Annotated in this window: 22 protein-coding genes and 2 tRNA genes; 8 read left to right on the plus strand and 16 right to left on the minus strand. The window is 67.1% G+C overall.

The features are described from left to right. Positions 1–36: 36 nt before the first annotated feature. From BCEP18194_RS11085 to BCEP18194_RS39510, 3 genes are all read right to left on the minus strand, one after another. Entirely contained in the window at positions 37–537 is a 501-nt protein-coding gene (locus tag BCEP18194_RS11085) for a dihydrofolate reductase (protein ID WP_011351369.1), read from the minus strand. A gap of 272 nt (positions 538–809) precedes the next feature. Then, a complete protein-coding gene (locus BCEP18194_RS11090) occupies positions 810–1,136 on the minus strand; it encodes a hypothetical protein (RefSeq protein WP_041492779.1) in 327 nt (108 codons plus the stop codon). A gap of 283 nt (positions 1,137–1,419) precedes the next feature. After that, on the minus strand, positions 1,420–1,656 hold the full coding sequence (locus BCEP18194_RS39510) for a hypothetical protein (protein WP_244272934.1): 237 nt from the start codon (positions 1,654–1,656) through the stop codon (positions 1,420–1,422). Here BCEP18194_RS39510 and BCEP18194_RS11095 point away from each other — a divergent pair. Next, entirely contained in the window at positions 1,636–3,033 is a 1,398-nt protein-coding gene (locus BCEP18194_RS11095) for a sigma-54 dependent transcriptional regulator (protein WP_011351371.1), read from the plus strand. The genes BCEP18194_RS39510 and BCEP18194_RS11095 overlap by 21 nt on opposite strands. A gap of 41 nt (positions 3,034–3,074) precedes the next feature. After that, positions 3,075–4,046, plus strand: a complete 972-nt coding sequence (locus tag BCEP18194_RS11100; RefSeq protein ID WP_011351372.1) for a thymidylate synthase — start codon at positions 3,075–3,077, stop codon at positions 4,044–4,046. Between the two features lie 102 nt (positions 4,047–4,148). Here BCEP18194_RS11100 and BCEP18194_RS11105 read toward each other — a convergent pair whose 3' ends face one another. Both BCEP18194_RS11105 and BCEP18194_RS11110 read right to left on the minus strand, forming a co-directional pair. Then, positions 4,149–6,722 carry a DUF6600 domain-containing protein gene (locus BCEP18194_RS11105; protein WP_011351373.1) on the minus strand — a complete coding sequence of 858 codons (2,574 nt, stop codon included), beginning with the start codon at positions 6,720–6,722 and terminating at the stop codon, positions 4,149–4,151. A gap of 162 nt (positions 6,723–6,884) precedes the next feature. Beyond that, positions 6,885–7,592, minus strand: a complete 708-nt coding sequence (locus BCEP18194_RS11110) for an ArsR/SmtB family transcription factor (RefSeq protein WP_011351374.1) — start codon at positions 7,590–7,592, stop codon at positions 6,885–6,887. A 196-nt stretch (positions 7,593–7,788) separates the two neighbouring features. Here BCEP18194_RS11110 and BCEP18194_RS41640 point away from each other — a divergent pair, with 196 nt between their 5' ends. Both BCEP18194_RS41640 and BCEP18194_RS11115 read left to right on the plus strand, forming a co-directional pair. Next, positions 7,789–7,929 (plus strand): hypothetical protein, encoded by a 141-nt coding sequence (locus tag BCEP18194_RS41640; RefSeq protein WP_167316016.1) that lies wholly within the window; start codon positions 7,789–7,791, stop codon positions 7,927–7,929. 130 nt (positions 7,930–8,059) lie between these two features. Next, positions 8,060–8,572: an acyl-CoA thioesterase gene (locus BCEP18194_RS11115; protein ID WP_011351375.1), complete on the plus strand. Its 513-nt coding sequence runs from the start codon at positions 8,060–8,062 to the stop codon at positions 8,570–8,572. Between the two features lie 44 nt (positions 8,573–8,616). Here the strand turns inward: BCEP18194_RS11115 and fumC are convergent, their stop codons facing one another. The 3 genes from fumC to BCEP18194_RS11130 form a co-directional block, all read right to left on the minus strand. Continuing rightward, positions 8,617–10,011: a class II fumarate hydratase gene (fumC, locus tag BCEP18194_RS11120; protein WP_011351376.1), complete on the minus strand. Its 1,395-nt coding sequence runs from the start codon at positions 10,009–10,011 to the stop codon at positions 8,617–8,619. A gap of 155 nt (positions 10,012–10,166) precedes the next feature. Then, a complete protein-coding gene (norM, locus tag BCEP18194_RS11125) occupies positions 10,167–11,555 on the minus strand; it encodes a multidrug efflux MATE transporter NorM (RefSeq protein ID WP_011351377.1) in 1,389 nt (462 codons plus the stop codon). Positions 11,556–11,690: 135 nt separating this feature from the next. Then, positions 11,691–11,909 (minus strand): RNA-binding S4 domain-containing protein, encoded by a 219-nt coding sequence (locus BCEP18194_RS11130; RefSeq protein WP_006486208.1) that lies wholly within the window; start codon positions 11,907–11,909, stop codon positions 11,691–11,693. Positions 11,910–12,178: 269 nt separating this feature from the next. On the opposite strand from BCEP18194_RS11130, the gene BCEP18194_RS11135 reads away from it, so the two are divergent. Beyond that, a complete protein-coding gene (locus BCEP18194_RS11135; RefSeq protein ID WP_041492780.1) occupies positions 12,179–12,580 on the plus strand; it encodes a hypothetical protein in 402 nt (133 codons plus the stop codon). Between the two features lie 123 nt (positions 12,581–12,703). Here the strand turns inward: BCEP18194_RS11135 and BCEP18194_RS11140 are convergent, their stop codons facing one another. The 8 genes from BCEP18194_RS11140 to fdxA all read right to left on the minus strand — a co-directional run bounded on the left by BCEP18194_RS11140 (position 12,704) and on the right by fdxA (position 17,074). Beyond that, positions 12,704–13,486 carry a DUF4088 family protein gene (locus BCEP18194_RS11140; protein WP_011351379.1) on the minus strand — a complete coding sequence of 261 codons (783 nt, stop codon included), beginning with the start codon at positions 13,484–13,486 and terminating at the stop codon, positions 12,704–12,706. A gap of 161 nt (positions 13,487–13,647) precedes the next feature. Beyond that, positions 13,648–13,986 carry an AzlD domain-containing protein gene (locus BCEP18194_RS11145; RefSeq protein WP_011351380.1) on the minus strand — a complete coding sequence of 113 codons (339 nt, stop codon included), beginning with the start codon at positions 13,984–13,986 and terminating at the stop codon, positions 13,648–13,650. Further along, complete coding sequence (locus BCEP18194_RS11150; RefSeq protein ID WP_011351381.1) at positions 13,983–14,750, minus strand: AzlC family ABC transporter permease; 768 nt, start codon at positions 14,748–14,750, stop codon at positions 13,983–13,985. The genes BCEP18194_RS11145 and BCEP18194_RS11150 overlap by 4 nt, the downstream gene beginning before the upstream one ends. 104 nt (positions 14,751–14,854) lie before the next feature. Beyond that, entirely contained in the window at positions 14,855–15,754 is a 900-nt protein-coding gene (locus BCEP18194_RS11155) for an AraC family transcriptional regulator (RefSeq protein WP_011351382.1), read from the minus strand. 62 nt (positions 15,755–15,816) lie between these two features. After that, positions 15,817–16,302 carry a CreA family protein gene (locus BCEP18194_RS11160; protein WP_011351383.1) on the minus strand — a complete coding sequence of 162 codons (486 nt, stop codon included), beginning with the start codon at positions 16,300–16,302 and terminating at the stop codon, positions 15,817–15,819. A gap of 119 nt (positions 16,303–16,421) precedes the next feature. Then, positions 16,422–16,497, minus strand: a tRNA-Asn gene (locus BCEP18194_RS11165). Between the two features lie 75 nt (positions 16,498–16,572). Further along, positions 16,573–16,648: transfer RNA gene (locus BCEP18194_RS11170), tRNA-Asn, on the minus strand. Between the two features lie 102 nt (positions 16,649–16,750). Then, the gene (gene fdxA, locus BCEP18194_RS11175) at positions 16,751–17,074 is read right to left on the minus strand and encodes a ferredoxin FdxA (RefSeq protein WP_011351384.1); all 324 of its coding nucleotides are present in this window, start codon (positions 17,072–17,074) and stop codon (positions 16,751–16,753) included. Positions 17,075–17,397: 323 nt separating this feature from the next. Here fdxA and pncB point away from each other — a divergent pair, with 323 nt between their 5' ends. The 3 genes from pncB to BCEP18194_RS11190 all read left to right on the plus strand — a co-directional run bounded on the left by pncB (position 17,398) and on the right by BCEP18194_RS11190 (position 20,821). Further along, a complete protein-coding gene (gene pncB, locus BCEP18194_RS11180) occupies positions 17,398–18,597 on the plus strand; it encodes a nicotinate phosphoribosyltransferase (RefSeq protein WP_011351385.1) in 1,200 nt (399 codons plus the stop codon). A gap of 87 nt (positions 18,598–18,684) precedes the next feature. Continuing rightward, on the plus strand, positions 18,685–19,347 hold the full coding sequence (locus tag BCEP18194_RS11185; protein WP_011351386.1) for a LutC/YkgG family protein: 663 nt from the start codon (positions 18,685–18,687) through the stop codon (positions 19,345–19,347). A 43-nt stretch (positions 19,348–19,390) separates the two neighbouring features. Then, positions 19,391–20,821 carry a sodium:proton antiporter gene (locus BCEP18194_RS11190; RefSeq protein WP_011351387.1) on the plus strand — a complete coding sequence of 477 codons (1,431 nt, stop codon included), beginning with the start codon at positions 19,391–19,393 and terminating at the stop codon, positions 20,819–20,821. Positions 20,822–20,856 lie beyond the last annotated feature (35 nt).

A 20,856-nucleotide genomic window follows, 5' to 3' on the forward strand; every position in this document is an offset into this window, starting at 1 on the left:
TGAGCCGGTCGGGCTTTTTTCATGGCGCGTGATGCGTCAGCCGCGCTTGCGCTCGTAGACGACGAACGCGTAGCCGAACGTGTTCGGTGCGGCCGCGTGGTGCGCATCGCGCGACACTTCCTGCCACTGCGCGGCGTCGGGCGCCGGGAACGAGGCGTCCCCATCGAAGTCGGCATCGATCTCGGTGACGACCAGCTTGTCGGCGAGTGCGAGACCTTCCGTGTAGAGCTGCGCGCCGCCGATCAGGAACGCTTCGGGCGCGCCGTCGCGCGCGGCGAGCGCCAGCGCATCGGCGAGCGACGTGACCGTGTCGCAGCCGTCGAAGCGACGCGTCGCGTCGCGCGTGACGACGATATTGCGGCGGCCCGGCAGCGGCCGGCCGATCGACTCGTGGGTCTTGCGGCCCATCACGATCGGTGCGCCCATCGTCGTGCGCTTGAAGAAGGCGAGATCTTCGGGAAGTTTCCAGGGCAACTGGTTGTCGCGGCCGATGATGCCGTTGCGGGCACGCGCGACGATCAGGGTCAACGTCGTCATGAAGGTCGGGGAAAGGAAAACCGGAATGGCGCCGATTCTACCGGAACGGCGGCGCGCGCCGGTTCCGGGTGCGCGTATCCGCTCCTGCACTGCGCGCCGCGACGCTCGAGGCAATGCGTCGCGGCGACGGAATGAATAAAAAGAGTGCCCGCCGGGGGACGGAGCACAAAAACCGTTTCGTGTTGCGAGATCGACGATGCCGGCATCCGATCGATGCAATCCGGTTCGCTCAAATCAATACGTCATCCTTATCAAATGAATCGGCTTGTGCATCATTGATGTGTGCTGCCTTGCGCGGTGCCTTCCATCGCGTGCTGCACATCGCCCGGCTGCGGTGCCGGGAGCGGCATCGGCAATTGAGGCGGCGGCGGGATTTCGTCCCACAGCGTCACCGACGTCCTGCCGGCCGTTAGCGGTTGCGGTGACGACACGGTCACGATGCCGAACCCGTTGCCGTGCTGCATGCTCGGCGCGTTGGCCGCAAGCAGCATGGCGCGATCCGGATTCGTGTTGTCGTCTGCGCGTGCGGGCGTAGGCGGGCCGGCGGCCGCGACCGCAATGGCCATCGGCACGAAAGAAAGTAAAAGATGTTTGCGCATGGTCGCTGTCTCCGACGGTTTCCATGTTCAGCGAAATGCATGCCATCGCGCCGGGACCGTTGTCGAGACTGCGATTCGTGCTCAAGCGTTGCGAATTGTGTCGGAAAACGACGGAAAATGTTTCAGGCCTGAAACGAGGGGGCTCGGGAATACTGCGGATTCAATCGATACGCTTCAAGGATGAAAATCGTCGCAAGTGTTGATGACAGAACGTATCGCTGCGCGGGTGCTATGTGCAGACGATTGACATGCATCGACCTCCTGAGCGATACGGCCGCATCGCTCACCGCGCTGAAATCGGATTGTCGTATTCAGTGCCTATAACTAAGCTGTCTTGATCAAAATAACTGGACGCAAGATAAGCGCCATCATGCGAGGCTTTGTCGTCGCGCATCGGCATGGCGAATCGAGCCACCTTCGGCTGACCCGATTCGATCCTTTTCGCACGTGATCTGGCGTGCACGGCAATCGTTAGACGGTTGATGAACGGGGTGAGCATATGGGAGCCGATCAGCGGCACGTGATCTACTATTCGCGCGAACCGAACGACGCGTTGCGCGGCCATTTCGACGAGTGCGGTTGGCGTGTCGATCTCGCGGAGACCGTGCGAGACGTACGGCGCGTCGTACAGCATGGCGTCGCAACTGCCGGGCTGCTCGATTTTTCGCCGGGCTTCAAGCCCTCGGACCTGCGCGAACTCGAAACCTGTCTGAGCATTCAGCACATCGGCTGGATCGCGGCGACGCGCCGCGGCCAGTTGCAGGACGCTACGCTGCGCCATCTCATTCGCGACTACTGTTTCGACTACGTGACGATGCCGTACGAGACGTCGCGGATCGTCGAGACCGTCGGTCATGCACACGGGATGGTCGCGCTGACCGAACCCGTTGCACCGCCTGTCGGCGCCGGACGCAGCGAAGGCGAAATGGTCGGAACCTGCGATGCGATGCTCGGGCTCTTCAGGACGATTCGTCGCGTCGCGGCAACCGACGCGCCGGTGTTCATCTCCGGCGAATCGGGTACGGGCAAGGAACTGACGGCGGTTGCGATTCACGAGCGTTCGTCGCGTGCGCAAGCGCCGTTCATCGCGATCAATTGCGGCGCGATCCCGTCGACGCTGCTGCAGGCCGAACTGTTCGGCTATGAGCGCGGCGCATTCACCGGCGCGAACCAGCGCAAGATCGGCCGCGTCGAGGCCGCCAACGGCGGCACGCTGTTTCTCGATGAAATCGGCGATTTGCCGCTCGAAAGCCAGGCAAGCCTGCTGCGCTTCCTGCAGGAAGGCAAGATCGAGCGGCTGGGTGCCCATGTGTCGGTGCCGGTCGATGTGCGCGTGATCTGCGCGACCCACGTGGACATGGAAGCGGCGCTGCGCGAAGGGCGGTTCCGCGAGGACCTGTTCCACCGCCTGTGCGTGCTGAAGATCGAGGAGCCGCCGCTGCGCGCGCGCGGCAAGGACATCGAGGTGCTCGCGCGCCACATGCTCGAGCGTTTCAAGGGCGATGCGCATCGTCGCTTGCGCGGCTTTTCCCCTGACGCGGTCGCGTCGCTGTACGGCTATTCGTGGCCGGGCAACGTGCGCGAGCTGATCAATCGCGTGCGTCGCGCGATCGTCATGTCGGAGGGCCGGATGATCACCGCGGCCGATCTCGAGCTGAACGACTTTGCGACGCTCGCGCCCGTGTCGTTGCTGGAGGCGCGCGAGGCGGCCGAACGGCAGGCAATCGAGCAGGCGCTGTTGCGACATCGCGGCCGTTTCGCGGATGCCGCGCGCGAACTCGGCGTGTCGCGCGTCACGCTCTACCGGCTGATGTGCGCACACGGGATGCGCGACCGCGGCGACACGCTGGCAGGGTTTTCGGCGCCGTTACCGGAGCTTCCGCATCACGCTTGCTAAAATTGGCGGGTACGGCCGCCCTCGCGGCCGAAGGAACCCGCATGAAACAGTATCTCGACCTCGTTCGTACCATTCTCGATACCGGCACCTGGCAGGAGAACCGCACGGGAATCCGCACCATCAGCATGCCGGGCGCGATGCTGCGCTTCGACCTGCAGCAAGGCTTCCCGGCCGTGACGACCAAGAAGCTCGCGTTCAAGTCCGCGATCGGTGAACTGGTCGGCTTCCTGCGCGCGTCGCGCAGCGCGGCCGATTTCCGCGCTCTCGGCTGCAAGGTGTGGGACGCGAACGCGAACGAGAACGCGCAATGGCTCGCGAACCCGTATCGCCAGGGCGTCGACGATCTCGGTGACGTGTACGGCGTGCAATGGCGCCAGTGGCCGGGCTACAAGGTGCTCGACGCGGGTGCCGATGCGCAGATCGACGATGCGACGCGCCGCGGCTTCCGGATCGTCACGCGTTTCGACGAAGACGGCGCGCCGAAGGTGCTGCTTTACAAGGCGATCGACCAGTTGCGCCAGTGCCTGGATACGATCATGGAGAACCCGGCCGACCGTCGCATCCTGTTTCACGCGTGGAATCCGGCCGTGCTCGACCAGATCGCGCTGCCCGCATGCCATCTGCTGTACCAGTTCCTGCCGAATGCGACGAAGCGCGAAATCTCGCTGTGCCTGTACATCCGCAGCAACGACGTCGGCCTCGGCACGCCGTTCAACCTGACGGAAGGGGCCGCGCTGCTGGAACTCGTCGGCCGGCTGACGGGCTATACGCCGCGCTGGTTCACGTACTTCATCGGCGACGCCCATATCTACGAGAACCAGCTCGACATGCTGCAGCGCCAGCTCACGCGCGAGCCTTACGACAGCCCGCGGCTCGAGATTGCCGAGCGCGTGCCGGAATACGCGAAGACGGGCGTCTACGCGCCCGAGTGGCTGGAGCAGATCGAGCCGTCCGATTTCTCGCTCGTCGGCTACCGCCACCATGAGCCGCTGACCGCGCCGATGGCGGTCTGATCGCGCGACTCGGGCCGCGCGGATGCATCGATCCGCGCCCCGCAGGAACAAGGCCCGACCGGCTGATACCGGTCGGGCCTTTTTGTTTCACGTTTGCGGCACTTACTGGCGATGCCGCTCTTCGTGACCGCCTTGCGGCGGCGGGTTGCTCGGGTGTGGCGCCTCGACGTGCGGCGCCGGTTGCGGCCGCGGTTCCATGTGCGGTGCTGGCATCGACGGGCGTGGTTCCATGCGTGGCGCCGGTTGCGGTCGTGGCTCCATACGCGGCGCGGGTTGTGGCCGCGGCTCCATGCGCGGCGCCTGCGGTTGCGGGCGCGGCATGTCATGCACGGCGGGGGCCGGCGGACGGTACTCGTTCACACGTGGCGGCGCGACTTCGCGATGCGGCGCCGGTTGCGCGAATTCGGGGTGAGGTTGCGGCGCAGGGGCCGCCCGTTCCGATTGCGGTTGCCCATGCTGGGTCGGCGTCTGGAAATCGGGGCGCGGACGCGGCTGAGGAATCTGTGCCGTGTTGTCCAGCCGCGGTTGCGGCAGGGCGCGCGGCGCTTCGTTCCGGCTGCCGGGCTGCGCGCCCTGCGGTGTCGGCACGCCTTCCGGATGCGGCACCGCTGCGCTGCGCACCGGCGGCAGCGCATTCTGTCCCGCCGCGTGGAGCGCGGTCGGCGGAGCAGGGCGTTGACGTTCCATCGGTGTGTGCGGCTGCATCCACGCGGGCGATGGAGCCTCGGCTGCGTGCGCATTGCCGATGCCCGCCGCACCGATGGTCGTGACCGGCGGATGCGGGACGCCGTTGCCGGGCCCGGCTGCCGGGTGCGGCGTCGGGTTGCCGGGGGCCTGCGGCATGCCGCCGTTGGCGAAACGCGCTGCGTTGGGGTTTTCGCCGTTCGCCGGCCGCGCGACATTCGGCATGCCCGGCATCGGTGCGCCCGGCCGCCCGGCCTGTACGGCAGCCGGCTGGCCTTCGCGAGGAGCATGACCCGGCTGCACGACGGGGCCGTGCGGATTCACGAGCTGAACGTTGTGCATCGCCCATGCACCGCCGCCCGGCTCGCCCGGAACGCGGACCGGGCGAGCCGTATAGTCGCCCGGCACGTTCGTCTTCACGACAGGGACGCCGGCACCCGGTACACGCCCGCCTTGCTGCGCGAGGTGGGCCGCGGCCTGGTCGCGATACGCGGCCGGCACGGCAGGATTGCGCGTCGCGACGTACGGGTGCTGGGCGATCGCTGCAGGCGGACGGTAGCTCGCATTGCGCAGCCCGCCCGTGAAGCTCTGGCGCACCGGCGCAATGCCCGGTGTCCCCGGCGTGACGTGTGCGTTGCGCCATTGCTGCGGATCGACGTGCTGCGAGAAGTGCGCGACCGGCTGGCCGTGCACGAACGCAGATGCCGGTACGGCCGTGATCGCATGCGGCGCGCGGAAGTTCACGTACGTCTTGTTGATGTTGGTGATATTGGTGATGTTCGTCACGTTCACGGTCTTGTTCACGTTGACGTTGTTCACCACGAAGTTGCGGTTCACGCGGTCGTAGTAGTGCGGGCTCCAGCCGCCCCAGCCCGGATGCCACGGTTCGCCCGGGCCGAGCGCGAACCACGCGCAACCGGCCGCGGCGACGCCGCCCACCGTGAGCGCGACGCTCCAGTCGGGGCCGCCGCCACCGCCCACGAACGCGACGAGTGCCGGTGCATAGACCGGCGGCTGGCTGACGACCAGCGGGCCCGGTACCCAGGCCCAGCTATCGTCCACGTATGCCCAGCGGCCGTAGTGATACGGTGCGAAACCCCACGGCGCGTCGTCGACCCACGTCCAGCCCCACGGTGCCTGCCAGATCCAGTGGCCGTCGTGATACGGCGCCCAGTCGGCCGGCGTGTCGTTCGGTACCCATACCTGGCCGTAATTCGGGGTTTCGCGCCACGTGCCGTTCGCGTCGAGATCCTGGTAGCCGGGAATGTCGCGGGACACATAACGGGCCGACACCGAGCGCTCCTCGGCCGCGTCGCGGCTGGCGGCCCACTGGTCGAGCGGATCGGGGCCCGGGGCGGCCGATTGCTGCGCGACCTGCAGGTCAGTGCCCGTGAACACGACCTGCTGTCCGGGCGAAAGCGGGTACTGGCCGTTGCTGCCGTAGACGGTCGCACTGCCGCTACGCACCGTGACCGTCGTGCTCGCACCGTTCGGTGCGACGTCGACGCGATAGTCGCCGGGGCCCGTGATGCCGAGCGCGAGATTGGGCGTGTCGATTTCGTATGATCCGCCGGCCGGCAGATCGCGCACGTGCGTCGATACGGTGCCGAGCCCCACTTTCAGCTGGGTCGTCGTGTCGTCGAGATTCAGCACCGACAGGCTCGTCGACTCGCCGAGCCGCACCGCGCTCGAGCCAATGTGCAGTTCTGAGCGTGCACCGGCATCGTTCCAGAGCTGGTCGCCGGTCGTCAGCGGCCGGTTCACGGCGGCATACGACCACGTATCGGTGCCGGCCGGCTCTGTCGTCACGGCGCCCGACAGGTAATTGAGTCGCGCGACACGGCTGGGCGGATCGCCGCCCGCTTGCCGTGCCGCGGCCGCATAGGGCGGGGCGCCGGCCGATTGCGCGAATGCGGGGGGCAGTGCCGCAAGCGCGACGAACGCGAGCAGCGTGCAGCGAGCGGTTCGCTTGAGCGTGAACAGGGTGGCCATGGTGAGCGTCTTCGTCTTTATCGCGGCGCGTCGATTCGTGCCGTTGAGTTCACAATATCCGCTCGGCCTGTTTCAATGCTCGGTGTTTTGTAAGTCGAATGGCACGCGATGTAACAAAACCTGTCGATCGCGCGCCGTTGTCGTGCAGACGCAATCCGGGCGTCAAGCGGACGTAAGCCACCCGTCGAAAACCTGCTGTCCGGGCACGGTGACGCGCAGCACGCGCGGCCGTGCGGAGCGCTCGATCCAGCCGTGCGCGCAGAAGCTCTCGAGCAGCGCTGCGCCGAGTGCGCCGCCGAGATGCGAGCGCCGTTCGCTCCAGTCGAGGCAGCCGCACGCGAAGCGGCGCCGGCGCGTGCGCTGCTGCGCGACGTCGATGCCCCATTGCGCGAGCGCCTGGGTGCCGAGTTCGGTGGTCTCGATCGCATCGCCGTCGGCCAGCAGCCAGCCGCGCGCGGTGAGCCCGTCGAAGATGCGCACCGCGAGTTCGCCGGCCATGTGGTCGTAGCAGGTGCGCGCATAGCGCAATTCGGCCGGGACCGTGCGGGACGGCGCCGGAACCGGGCGATGCGGCGCGGCCGCGCGGGCGACGTTCGCGAGCGCCTCGAGCGAGGCCGCGATGTCGGCCGATGCGATCCGGTAGTAGCGGTGCCGGCCGCGCACGTCGAGCGCGAGCAGGCCGCCTTCGGTCAAGCGCGCGAGGTGGGCGCTTGCGGCGGACGGCGACAGCCCCGCGATCATTGTCAGTTCGCCTGCGGGTCGCGCGCTGCCGTCCATCAGCACCCACAGCATCGCGGCGCGCCCGGGGTCGGCGATCAGCGAGCCGATGCGGCTCAGGCCCGGGAAGTGGTGGTCGTCTTGGTCGGTCATCGTCGTGTCTCGTCAGGCGGGATGAGCTTCAGTGTAGTGGGCGCGCGCATTCGATGTTTCGCTTTTGGTTGAAATGTCGAATGCAGTGGCGCCGGCGTCGTCGATGCGGCGGAACCGGGCTGCGGCGGCTTGCCGGGCGCGCGTAGAATGGCCGAAAGCGGCCGCAGCGGGCGGCCGCACGTGACACGATGCAACGATGAAGACGATTTTCTGTTTGCTGGCGGCCGCGCTTGTTTGTGCGGCCTGCGCGCAGGGCGGTGCGGGTACGGCCGGCGAGCGCGGCGGCAGCATCGAGATGTACGGAACGATCGATCAGGGCATCACGGTGCGCCGCTGACCGGTGCCGGCCGTGCGCGCGCCGGCCGCAGCCCCGGCAGCCGCGCCACACGGGGCGCTCCGCGGCGCGTTGCCGCAGTGCAACGTATAATGGCCCGATTACAGCGCCCCTGCCGCCTGGAGCCAACAAGATGTCCCAACCGTCCCCCGTACCGGCCGCCCTCGACCGCACCGAAACCGTATTCCGCTTCCTCGCCGAGCCGTCCTCCGTGAACTTCGGCGGCAAGGTGCATGGCGGCGCGCTGATGAAGTGGATCGACGAGGTCGCGTATGCGTGCGCGGCCGTCTGGTCGAGCCGCTATTGCGTGACGGTCAGCGTCGGCAACATCCGTTTCCAGCGTCCGATCATGGTCGGCAACCTGGTCGAGCTGAAGGCGCGCGTCGTTGCGACGGGCCGTACCAGCATGCACATCCATGTGTCCGTGCATGCCGGCGATCCGAAGGGCGGCATGCTGCGCCAGACGACCGATTGCCTCGTCGTGTTCGTCGCGGTCGACGAGAACGGCAACCCGGTGCCGGTGCCGCCGTTCGTGCCCGAGACCGACGAGCAGAGGGTGCTCGCGAAATATGCGGCCGACGTGCGGGCCGCGCTCGACAAGATCGTCGAGATGAAACCGGAAGAGGTCGCGAAGGGCGCGGTCTGACCGCTGCGGGCGCCGCGCATCGCGCCGCGCCCGTCGTCCTGCCGTTACTGCGACCCGATCATCTGTTCGGGTCGTACCCACGCATCGAATTCCGCCTCGGTCAGGTAGCCGAGCGCGAGCGCGGCCGCCTTCAGCGTCGTGCCTTCCTTGTGCGCCTTCTTCGCGATCTGCGCCGACTTGTCGTAGCCGATGTGCGGATTGAGCGCCGTCACGAGCATCAGCGATTCGTTCAGCAGCAGGTCGATCCGCGAGCGGTTCGGCTCGATGCCCACCGCGCAGTGATCGTTGAAGCTCTGTGCGCCATCGGCGAGCAGCCGCACCGATTGCAGCACGTTGTGCGCGATCATCGGCCGGAACACGTTCAGCTCGAAATTGCCGCTCGCGCCGCCGACGTTGACCGCGACGTCGTTGCCGAACACCTGGCAGCACAGCATCGTCACGGCTTCGGACTGCGTCGGGTTCACCTTGCCCGGCATGATCGAGCTGCCCGGCTCGTTCTCGGGAATCGACAGCTCGCCGAGCCCGCAGCGCGGCCCGCTCGCGAGCCAGCGAACGTCGTTCGCGATCTTCATCAGGCCGGCTGCGACCGTCTTCAGCGCGCCGTGCGCGAACACCAGCGCGTCGGCGGCCGCCATCACCTCGAACTTGCTCGGCGCCGTCACGAACGGCAGCTTCGCGAGCCGGCCGATTTCATCGGCGACGCGCACCGCGAACTCCGGATGCGCGTTCAGCCCCGTGCCGACCGCCGTGCCGCCGAGCGCGAGTTCGTACAGGTGCGGCAGCGCAGATTCGACGTGACGGATGCTCTGGTCGAGCTGCGCGACGTAGCCGGAAAACTCCTGGCCGAGCGTGAGCGGCGTCGCGTCCTGCAGGTGCGTGCGGCCGATCTTCACGATGTCCGCGAACGCCTTCGACTTCGCGTCGAGTGTCGTGCGCAGCGTACGCAGCGCCGGCAGCAGGTGGTTGACGATCGCGTACGCGGCCGCGACGTGCATCGCGGTCGGGAACACGTCGTTCGACGACTGGCCGCGGTTGACGTCGTCGTTCGGATGAACCTTGCGCGCTTCGCCGCGCTCGCCGCCCATCAGTTCGCTCGCGCGATTCGCGATCACCTCGTTGAGGTTCATGTTGGTCTGCGTGCCGGAGCCCGTCTGCCACACGGCGAGCGGGAATTCACGCGGATGCTTGCCGGCGATGATCTCGTCGGCCGCGTCGATGATCGCGCGCGCCTTGTCGTCGGCCAGCACGCCGAGCGACTGGTTCACGGCCGCTGCGGCGCGCTTGACGATCGCGAGCGCGTGGATCAGCTCGGGCGACTGCTTCTCGGTCGAGATCCGGAAATTCTGCAGCGAGCGCTCGGTCTGCGCGCCCCAGAGCCGGTCGGCCGGCACGGCGATCTCGCCAAACGTATCGCGTTCCATCCGAACTGCTTCGTTCATGATCCACTCCTCCAGGAAAGGGGAAAGGCCGCGCGTGGTCGCGCGACATCAGACGTAATCAGACGTATCGTGAGGCAGTCGCGCCGCTCGCGCGGCGTCTTGATGTCTTCAGCCGACTAGCATAGCGCCGGCCCGGATTTCGCGTCTTGTCGCGCTCAGTGCGGCGACGTCACGAACGACGCGCTCTTCAGATGGAAGCGCCATGCCATCAGCACGGCCACGCTGGCGAGGCCGGCCGCGAGGCCCCACCAGAGGCCGCGGGCACCGAGGCCCACGTGGAACGCGAACCAGTAGCCGGTCGGAAAACCGATGCCCCAGTAGCCGAGGGTCGCCGCGAGCATCGGGATGCGCGTGTCCTTCAGGCCGCGCAGCGCACCCGACGCAACGGTCTGCGCGCCGTCGACGATCTGGAACACCGCGGCGATGCCGAGCAGCGACGCGGCGAGCGACACGGTGGCCGCGTTGGCCGGATCGTCGAGGTTCAGGTACAGGCCGACGATCGCATGCGGTGCGACGATCAGCACGATGCCCGACAGCGTCATGAACGCGACCCCGAGGCCGAGTGCGACGAAGCCCGCATGCCGCGCGGCGACCGGCGCCCCTGCGCCGACCCAGTAACCGACCCGCACGTTGGCGGCCTGGCCGATCGCGAGCGGCACCATGAACGCCACCGACGCGACGTTCAGCGCGATCTGGTGGGCGGCCAGCGACGTCGCGCCGAGCACGCCGATCGTCAGGCCGGTCGCGAGGAACAGCGTCGATTCGACGCCGTACGTGATCGCAACGGGCCAGCCGATGCCGATCAGTTCGCCCATCATCGGCAGCTTCGGGCGCGCGGCCGTGACGAAATGACGGAAGCGTTGCCGGCCGTGCAGCAGCCAGATCAGTGCGAGTGCGGTAAGCCAGATCGTGATCGTCGTTGCGACCGCCGAACCGAGGAAGCCGAGGCGCGGCAGCCCGAACGCGCCGTGGATCAGCCCGTAGTTCAGCACGCCGTTGACGCCGACGCCGCCGATCGACACCCACAGCAGCCGGCGCGCCGCGCCGATCGCCGGCAGGAATGCGCGCATCAGCCCGACGCCGATCAGGCTGCCGAGCGCGGCGAAGCGCAGGATGCCGGTGTATTCGCCGACGTGATGCGCGAGCAATGGCGGCTCGTGGAACATCAGCAGGATCGGTTCGGACAGCGACAGCGCGATGATGGCCGGAATCGCGAGCAGTACGGACAGCGCGAAACCGGTCCAGTAGATGTGGGGCACGCGCTCGTCGGCCTTGGCGCCGCGCGCGTGCGCGACGCTGACGCTGACGGACGACAGCACGCCTTGCAGCACGGTCACGATGACGAAGAAGAAGTTCGCGCCGAGCCCGCCCGCCGCGAGCGAATCGGGGCCGAGCGAGCCGAGCAGCACGGTATCGGTGACGCTCATCGCCATCTGCGAGAGCTGCGCGATCGCGAGCGGCGCGGCGAGGCGCGCGGTATCGGCGGCGTGACTGGACAGGGACGGCGGCGCGGCGGCCGTCCGCGTAAGACCGGAATGCGACATGGAATGGGCGCTCGCGCGGGTGCGGGCCCGCGCTATATGTATTTATTTTGAGAGACGGCTAGCTTACGGCTTTATTCGAACCGTGTCGAACGCGCGCGCCGATGGCCATGTCGCAGGCAGGGGGAACCGTCGGCCCTAGGCTTCGCGCACGGCAATGCGCGTGTCGCCGAGCAGGACGACCTGGCCCGCGCGGATCTTGCAGGTCTTGCGCAGCTCGACCGCGCCGTCGACTTTCACCGCGCCGGACGCGACGATCAGCTTCGCGGTGCCGCCGCTGTCCGCGAGGCCGGTGATCTTGAGAAGGTTGTGCAGCTCGACGTATTCGCCGGTCAGCGTGAAATCCAGGTTGGGCATGACGAAGAGGGTGCGCAATGCGCGGGAGGAATCGCCTCGCATCATACGGCACCGCGGGCCGGCGCGCGAGCGCGGCCGGCCGCCGGAGGCAGATGTTAGGGAGTGTGAGCCATTCGTCAGCAAATGAAACGGTGGGTAACAGTCTGAGAGATTCGCGAACCGGCCGTGCCGGCCGCGGGTCTTTTGTCGTACCTGCTGCGTGTTGCGGCGGGAACGCAACGGACCGCATCGCTGCGGTTCGGGCTCACAACTTCCTGAGGAGAATTGCCATGTCCAAGATTCGTACGATGCTGATCGGTGCCGCGCTGACGGCGTTCGCCACTTCGGCCGCATTTGCCCAGACGGGCACGGCGGTACAGGGCGCTGCCGGTGCCGGCGTACAGGCGCAGACGCCGGCTGCGGGCGCTGGTGCCGGCATGCAGGGCAGTGCGGGCGCGAATGCGTCGGGTAACGCGGCTGGCGGTGCAACCGATGCGGTCGGCGCGGCAGCCGACGGCGCGAAGGATACCGCGTCGTCGGCCGTCCATTCGGCCAAGAAGCACACGAAGCATGCCGCGAAGTCGGCCAAGAGCCATGTCGGCTCGGCCAAGGCGAAGGCCGGTGAAGCGACCGAAGGCGGCGCGTCGGTCGGCGCGGAAGGCGGTGCATCGGCCCAGGGCGCCACGCAGTAAGCGGTGCCCGACGCCGCGCGACGCTCGTCCCGGAGGGGGCGTCGCGACGGTGGCCATCCCACGGCCCGGTTCGCATTGCGCGAATCGGGCCGCTTTCATGTGTCGATGCGATCGGGCGTGCCGTTACGGTCGCCGTTGGCTTTGCCCTTGTCCCTGGCCCTGCGCCGGCCGCGCGGCAGCCGGGGTGAATACGCTGCGCAGCCACGCGGCGAGGCGGGCGAAGACGTCGTACGGTTCCTCGACGAAGATCTCCGGCTTCAGCAGCCGCAGGTACTCCATGATCTGCTGCGCTTCCTGCTTCTGGAACGAGCCGTGCGAGAGCCCGAGCCGCAGCAGTCCGCGCAGTTCGCCGAGCTTGTCGCGCGCGGTGCTGCCGACGCTCATCTCGCACGCGAGCTTGGCCTCGTAGACTCGTTGTCGCAGCGATTCCGCGAGCCGCCACGCAGGCGTCTGCATCAGTTCCTCGAGCGTCTGGATGTCTTGCGCCGCCCCCTTGATCTGCGAAGCGAGCGGATCGATCAGCGATGGGTCGCCCTGGGCTTCGGCGACGATCGCTTTTGCCCAATCGCGGCAAGCCTTCGCGAGTTCGTCGGGGGTCCATTCGGAGCGCGACGCGAAGCCGAAGCCGAATTCGCCGGCCTGTCGCATCAGGATCGCGACGACGTCCGGAAATTCCTTGTCGAGCGTGCGTTTTGCCCACGCGTACTGACCGCCCTGCAGCATCCGCTGCACTGCGTGCTCGGTCAGCGGCACCATGTTGTCGAGCAGTTTGGCGCGCAGGAAATCCTCGAACGACGGCGTCGCGAACTGCGGGTCGAGTTTCAGCGACACGCGGACGAACGCGTCGTAGTCCTTGCGCAGGGACTCGAGCGTGTCGTCCTTGAGGGAAAGGGTGATCTGGCCCATGAATCGTCTCGATGGCGGCCCGCGCAAGCCGATGGCCGGCACGGCGCACCGGGACGGGCGCAGCGTCGACTGACCGGTGCGCGCCGAGGCCGGTGGCGGGTCTTCATTCCCTATATCGGCGTACCGGGCGGAAACTTGAGCGCGCGCAACCGAGCGTGTACTCAGGCGGGCAGCCAGTGGGGCAGCACGACCCCTTGCCAGAAAAAGAACACCGCGAGCCCCGCCGCGATCGTCACGAGCGGGCGGCGGGTGGCGGCCGACACGAGCACGGCAGCGAGCGCGCCGACGAGCTGCGGATTGCGCCAGGTCAGCTCGGCCGTGCCGCCGTGCGGCGAGACGGCCATCGGCACGATGATCGCGGTCAGCACGGTGACGGGCACGAAGCCGAGCGCGGTCCGCACGAGGGGCGGGAAGGTCAGCCGTTCGCCGAACAGGAACAGCGTCGAGCGGATCGCGTAGGTGATGACGGCCATCCCGAGAATCAGCAGCGCGTAGCTCACGATGCAGCCTCCGTGCGTGAGCCGGCGCGCGTGCGTTCGTGCAGCAGCGTGAGCGCGACGCCGATCGCGACGCCGGCGGCGACTGCGCCGAGCAGCCCGAGCTTGTACGGCCAGCCCTGCCAGAAGTACGCGAGCGTGCCGGCCGTCACGGCCGCCGCGAAATAGCGCAGCGTGCCGAGTTGCGGGACGACGATCGCAATGAAGGTCGCCGCCATCGCGAAATCGAGACCGAGCGACTGCAGGCCCGGGAAGGCCGCGCCGAAGCCGATCCCCGCGAGCGTCCAGACCTGCCAGTTCAGGTACATCGCGAGCCCCGAGCCGAAGAAGTAGTGGGGGCCGATCGCGCCCGGCGGGAAATGCCGGTAGTGCGCATAGGCGACCGCGAACACCTCGTCGGTCATCAGTGCGCCGAGCGTCGCACGCCAGCGCAGCGGCAGGTGGGCGACATAGGGTGCGAGCGTTGCGCTGTACAGCAGGTGACGCAGGTTCACGATCAGCGTGGTCGCGAGCACGACGACGAAGCTCGCACTGCCCGCGATCAGGCCGAGCGCGATGAACTGCGCGGAGCCCGCGAACACGGCGAGCGACATCAGCGCACCATGCCACGCGGCGAGCGGGCCGCCGCCAACGAGCGTGCCGAAAATCACGCCGAACGGGGCGGCGCCGATCATCATCGGGATCGTGTCGCGTGCGCCGTCGAGCCATTCGTTCAATGGGCGGCGGGCAGGCGATGCGGGTGTCGGGTTCAAAGGGTGCTCCTCCATGAACTGGAGGATAGCGGGCAGGGGGTGTGCCGGCTTGTATGTTCTTGCGCTTGCGGGAGGCAGCGGTGCCGGCGGTATCGCGGCGATGGGCCGGACGCTGCGCGTCAGCTCGCCTGCCAGCGCCCGGGCGGCACGCCGAACATGCGTTTGAAATGCCGGGTGAAGTGGCTTTGGTCGACGAAACCGCTGGCCGCCGCGACGTCGGCGACGGGCACGCCCGCGCGCAGCGGCGCCAGCGCACGCTGCAAGCGCAACTGGTTGCGCCACGCGTGCGGCGGCATGCCGGTCGTGCGGGTGAACAGGCGCGCTGCATGGAACGGCGACAGGCCGGCCGCCTGTGCGACTTCGTCCAGCGTGACCGTGCACATGAGATCGGCGGCGAGGCACTCGCGCATCGCGTCGACGCGCGGTTCGTCCGCTGCGAGCGGCGCGGGTCGCGGCAGTGCGTCGGCATGGCGCACGATCAGCGTCGACAACGCATCCAGCATCGCCGTTTCGGCGGCGAGCGGATCGTAGATGCGCGGTACGCCCGTCATCGGATAGTCAGCCGGCTGCCCGTGCGGCTGCGACGGCAGGGAGTGCTCGCTGCCGGCCTCCATCATCCGGTGCGCCAGCGCGAGCCTGGCTGCGAGATCGGCATCGCGAATCACGTCGGGCGCAAACCACGGCGCGTCCTGCGGGCGGCCGGCGATCGCGCTGGTGAGTTCGCGGATGAATTCGACCGGCATGTAGCTGACGCGATAGCACCAGCCCTCGTCGGCCGCGCGCGAACCCGTATGCACCTCACCGGGATTGATGACGGGCACGGAGCCGGTTTCGGCGACATAGCCGCTGCCGCGATAGGTGAAGCGTTCCGCGCCTTCGAGAATCACGGGGATCGTGTACGCATCGTGCCAGTGGGGCGCGAACGTGTGGTCGCGATAGGTGGCCGTGACGAGATCCGCATCCGGCAGCAGCGGCGTGCGCCAGTAGCGTGCGGAGTCTGGAAGGCGGGTGGCGGACATGATCGGGCGCGGAAGCGGTCGAACCGACAGTGTATCGCTCGCGCGCCCGGCAGGCGCAGGCTTTACTTGACCGGAATCGTCGTGCCAGCCGGCATCGGTACGGCGGTGACGGCGTTCTTCGGGCTGCCGCTGACGATGCGGTCGCTGTAGGTCAGGTAGACGATCGTGTTGCGCTTCGCGTCGACCACGCGCACGACGTGCAGGGTCTTGAAGATGAACGACATGCGCTCGCTGAACACGTCGGTCTGCTGCTTGAGCGGCTCCTTGAAGCTGATCGGGCCGACCTGCCGGCATGCGATCGACGCTTCGCTCGGATCCTCGGCGACGCCGAGCGTGCCCTTGATCCCGCCGGTGCGGGCGCGCGACACGTAGCAGGTCACGCCGTTCACGACCGGATCGTCATACGCCTCGACGACCACGCGATCGGAGCCGGTGACGCGGAAATGGGTGTTGACGCTGCCGACTTCCTCCGCGTGCGCGAGCGGTGCCGCGGCGAATGCGGAAAGCAGGAGGGCGAAGGGGGCTGAGCGGAGGAGACGGTGCTTCATCGACGGAACCGGATGCGAATGCGGGACAGAGACTCTAGCATGCGCGCGACCGGACGATGAAAGCGTCAAGGCGGGCCGGAAAAACAAAAGGCCCGTCGATTGACGGGCCTTTCGCTATTTGGCTCCCCGACCTGGGCTCGAACCAGGGACCTACGGATTAACAGTCCGGCGCTCTACCGACTGAGCTATCGGGGAATAAATCGGTACATCTGCATGCTTGTTTGTCTACCAGCAAAAAGCCCGTCCACTTTCAACGGGCCTTTGCGTTTTTGGCTCCCCGACCTGGGCTCGAACCAGGGACCTACGGATTAACAGTCCGGCGCTCTACCGACTGAGCTATCGGGGAACAAACAACAACAGCAGAGAAACGAGATTATATGGGGCGTTGATCAGGTCGTCAACACTTTTGAGCCGCGGCGCACAAAAAATTTCTGCGGCCGCCGCGCGATCAGCGCTCGAGCAGGTGCAGCTTGTCCTGCACGTCCTTCCACTCGTCCGCGTCGGCCGGTGCCGGCTTGGTCTTCGTGATCGACGGCCAGTCCTTCGCCAGCTCGGCGTTCAGCGCGGTGAACTGCTGCTGGTCGCCCGGAACGTCTTCTTCGGCATAGATCGCATTGGTCGGGCACTCGGCGACGCACACGGCGCAGTCGATGCACTCGTCCGGATCGATGGCGAGAAAGTTGGGACCTTCACGGAAGCAATCCACCGGGCACACATCCACGCAGTCCGTGTATTTGCACTTGATGCAGCCTTCGGTCACAACGTGAGTCATTAAAACGCTCCTGCTTGGCGGTATATATGGGGTGGCGTTTGCGCCAAAACCGGCATTGTAACTGAAGCGCAAAACCCGCATGGCGTGGTCGGCTATCCGGCTTATATCGTTTCGTGATTAGTTTATGGGGCCCGCGCAGGGGGCCGCCGAGGGGATGCACCAACGGGCGCGCGTACCGAACGCCGGCAGGGCGGCGGGGCGGCCGGCGCCGGGCGGCCGGCGGTTTCACGATGGTCGGGCCCGCATTCGGGTAACATGGCCGACAGACCGGGCGGCGCGCGGTGCGCCGGGGCCCTGTCACGATATTGGCGGTGCCGTAAATCATGATCATCACTTCGCTGCTCGACACGGATCTCTACAAGTTCACGATGATGCAGGTCGTCCTGCATCACTTCCCCGCTGCAAGCGTCGAATACCGTTTCCGCTGCCGCACGCCCGGCGTCGATCTCGTGCCGTACATCGACGAGATCCGCGACGAGGTGCGCGGCCTGTGCGCGCTGCGTTTTTCCGACGTCGAACTCGACTACCTGCGGCGGATGCGCTTCATCAAAAGCGATTTCGTCGATTTCCTCGCGCTGTTCCACCTGAACGAGAAGTACATCTCGATCACGCCGTCGCCGAAGGGCAACGGCGAAATCGACATCGAGATCATCGGGCCGTGGCTGCACACGATCCTGTTCGAGATCCCGGTGCTCGCGATCGTCAACGAAGTGTATTTCCGCAACACGCAGCGCGAGCCCGACTATCGCGAAGGCCGCGAACGGCTGTGCGAGAAAATCAAGCTGCTCGGTGCGAAGCCCGAGTTCGCCGACTGCAAGATCGCCGACTACGGCACGCGCCGGCGCTTCTCGAAGGTCTGGCACGAGGAAGTCGCGCTCACCCTGCGCGACGGCCTCGGCCCGCAGTTCGCGGGCACGAGCAACGTGCTTTATGCGATGAAGCACGGCATCACGCCGCTCGGCACGATGGCGCACGAGTACCTGCAGGCGTGCCAGGCGCTCGGCCCGCGGCTGCGCGATTCGCAGATCTACGGCTTCGAGATGTGGGCGAAGGAATACCGCGGCGACCTCGGGATCGCGCTATCGGACGTCTACGGGATGGATGCATTCCTGAACGACTTCGACATGTACTTCTGCAAGCTGTTCGACGGCGCGCGCCACGATTCGGGCGATCCGTTCGAATGGGGCGAGCGGATGCTGCGCCATTACGAGTCGAACCGTTGCGACCCGCGGACCAAGGTGCTCGTGTTCTCGGACGCGCTCGACATCCCGAAGGTCATGCAGTTGTACGAACGGTTCCGCGGCCGCTGCAAGCTCGCGTTCGGTGTCGGCACGAACCTCACCAACGATCTCGGCTACGTGCCGCTGCAGATCGTGATCAAGATGGTCCGCTGCAACGGCCAGCCGGTCGCGAAACTGTCGGATTCGCCGGGCAAGAGCATGTGCGACGACAAGGCGTATCTCGCATACCTGCGCCAGGTGTTCGGCATCGCGCAGCCGGTCGAGGAAGACGCGTCGAAGTAAGCGTCGGCCGAACGGCCAAAACTGCGTGGCGGCGAGGTCGGCCGGTATAATCCGACGTATCGCCCGCCAACGTCACGAGGACCGTTCATGGACACTTCCGCTGCCCGTCGCCAGATCCTCGCGCGCATCCGCGCGGCGCAGGGGCGTGCGGCCGAACCCGATGCGGCTGAGCGCGAAGGCGTTGCCGACTATCTTGCCCGTCATCCGGAAGGCCCGCGCCCGCCGGCGCCGGCCGATCTCGTCGCGGCATTCGTCGACGAAGCGGCGCGCCTGTCGACAACCGTCGACGAAGTCGCGACACTTGCCGAGGTACCGGCCGCCGCGGCGCGCTACCTTTCCGCTCAGGGCCTGCCGACGCAGGCCGTTGCGTGGCGCACGCTCGCCGATTTCGACTGGGCGGGCGCAGGCCTGTCGGTCGAATGCCGCAAGCCGCGCGACGGCGATCTGGTCGGCCTCACCGGCTGTTTTTGCGCGACCGCCGAAACGGGCTCGCTGGTGCTGCTGTCCGGCCCCGACACCTATGCATCGGCCGGCCTGCTGCCGGAAACCCACATCGCAATCGTTCCCGCGTCGCGGATCGTCGCCGGTCATGAAGACGCATTTGCGCTGATCCGCTCGGAGCGCGGCGAATTGCCGCGCGCGGTCAATTTCGTGTCGGGCCCGTCGCGCACGGGCGATATCGAGCAGACCATCGTACTGGGCGCGCACGGCCCGTACCGCGTACACGTGATCGTCGTACGGGGCGCATGACGCGCCCGCTGCATCCACTACCACTCGAACAAGGAAGTTCTGCATGAAACGACATGCCGCCTGGGCGGGCATGGCGTCGGGGATCGCGCTTGGCGCCGTTCCCGCGCTTGCATCGGCCGCAACGCTCGACGGTGCCACGCTGTCTGCACTCTGGGGTATCCCGTTCGCCGGGATCCTGCTGTCCATCGCACTGTTCCCGCTCGTCGCCCCCGTGTTCTGGCATCACCACTTCGGCAAGATTGCGGCCGGGTGGGCGGCCCTGTTCCTGATCCCGTTCGCGTTCGCGTTCGGCGCGGGCACCGCGTTCGGCACGCTCGTGCATGCACTGCTCGAGGAATACATCCCCTTCATCGTGCTGCTCACCGCGCTCTATACGGTCGCGGGCGGCATCTGCGTGAACGGCAACCTGCACGGCACGCCGAAGCTGAACACCGCGATCCTCGCGCTCGGCACGCTGCTCGCGAGCGTGATGGGCACGACGGGCGCTGCGATGCTGCTGATCCGGCCGCTGCTGCGCGCCAACGACAACCGCAAGCATGTCGTGCACGTCGTGATCTTCTTCATCTTCCTCGTCGCGAACGCGGGCGGCTCGCTGTCGCCGCTCGGCGATCCGCCGCTGTTCCTCGGTTTCCTGAATGGCGTGAGCTTCTTCTGGACGACCACGCATCTTGCACTGCCGATGCTGTTCATCTGCGTCGTGCTGCTGACGCTGTTCTTCATGCTCGATACGTACTTCTACCGGAAGGGCGGCGAGGAGCGGCCGGCCGTGCTCGACCCGACGCCCGACAACGACAGGCTGTCGATCGACGGCAAGATCAATTTCGTGCTGCTCGTAGCCGTGATCGGCCTGGTGCTGATGAGCGGCGTATGGAAGCCGGGCATCACGTTCGACGTGTGGGGCACGCACGTCGCGCTGCAGAACCTCGTACGCGACGTCGCGCTCGTGGGCGTCACGCTCGCGTCGCTCGCGCTGACGCCGCGCTCCGCGCGCGAGGGCAACGCGTTCAACTGGGCGCCGATCGAGGAAGTCGCGAAGCTGTTCGCGGGGATCTTCGTGACGATCGCACCGGTGATCGTGATCCTGCGCGCCGGTGCCGACGGCGCATTCGCGCAGATCGTCCATCTCGTCACGGGGCCGGACGGCAAGCCGATCGACGCGATGTACTTCTGGGCGACGGGCATCCTGTCGTCGTTCCTCGACAACGCGCCGACCTATCTCGTGTTCTTCAACCTCGCGGGTGGCGATGCGCAGTCGCTGATGACGACCGGCGCGTCGACGCTCGCCGCGATTTCCGCGGGCGCGGTGTTCATGGGCGCGAACAGCTATATCGGCAACGCGCCGAACTTCATGGTGAAGGCGATCGCCGAATCGCGCGGCGTGAAGATGCCGAGCTTCTTCGCGTATCTCGGCTGGGCGCTGGTCGTGCTGATACCGGTATTCCTGCTGACGTCGTGGATCTTCTTCACGGCGTAAGCTGACGATTTTCAACCTAGAGCGGGCGGTCCCGG

This window comes from Burkholderia lata (assembly GCF_000012945.1).
GTDB lineage: Bacteria > Pseudomonadota > Gammaproteobacteria > Burkholderiales > Burkholderiaceae > Burkholderia > Burkholderia lata.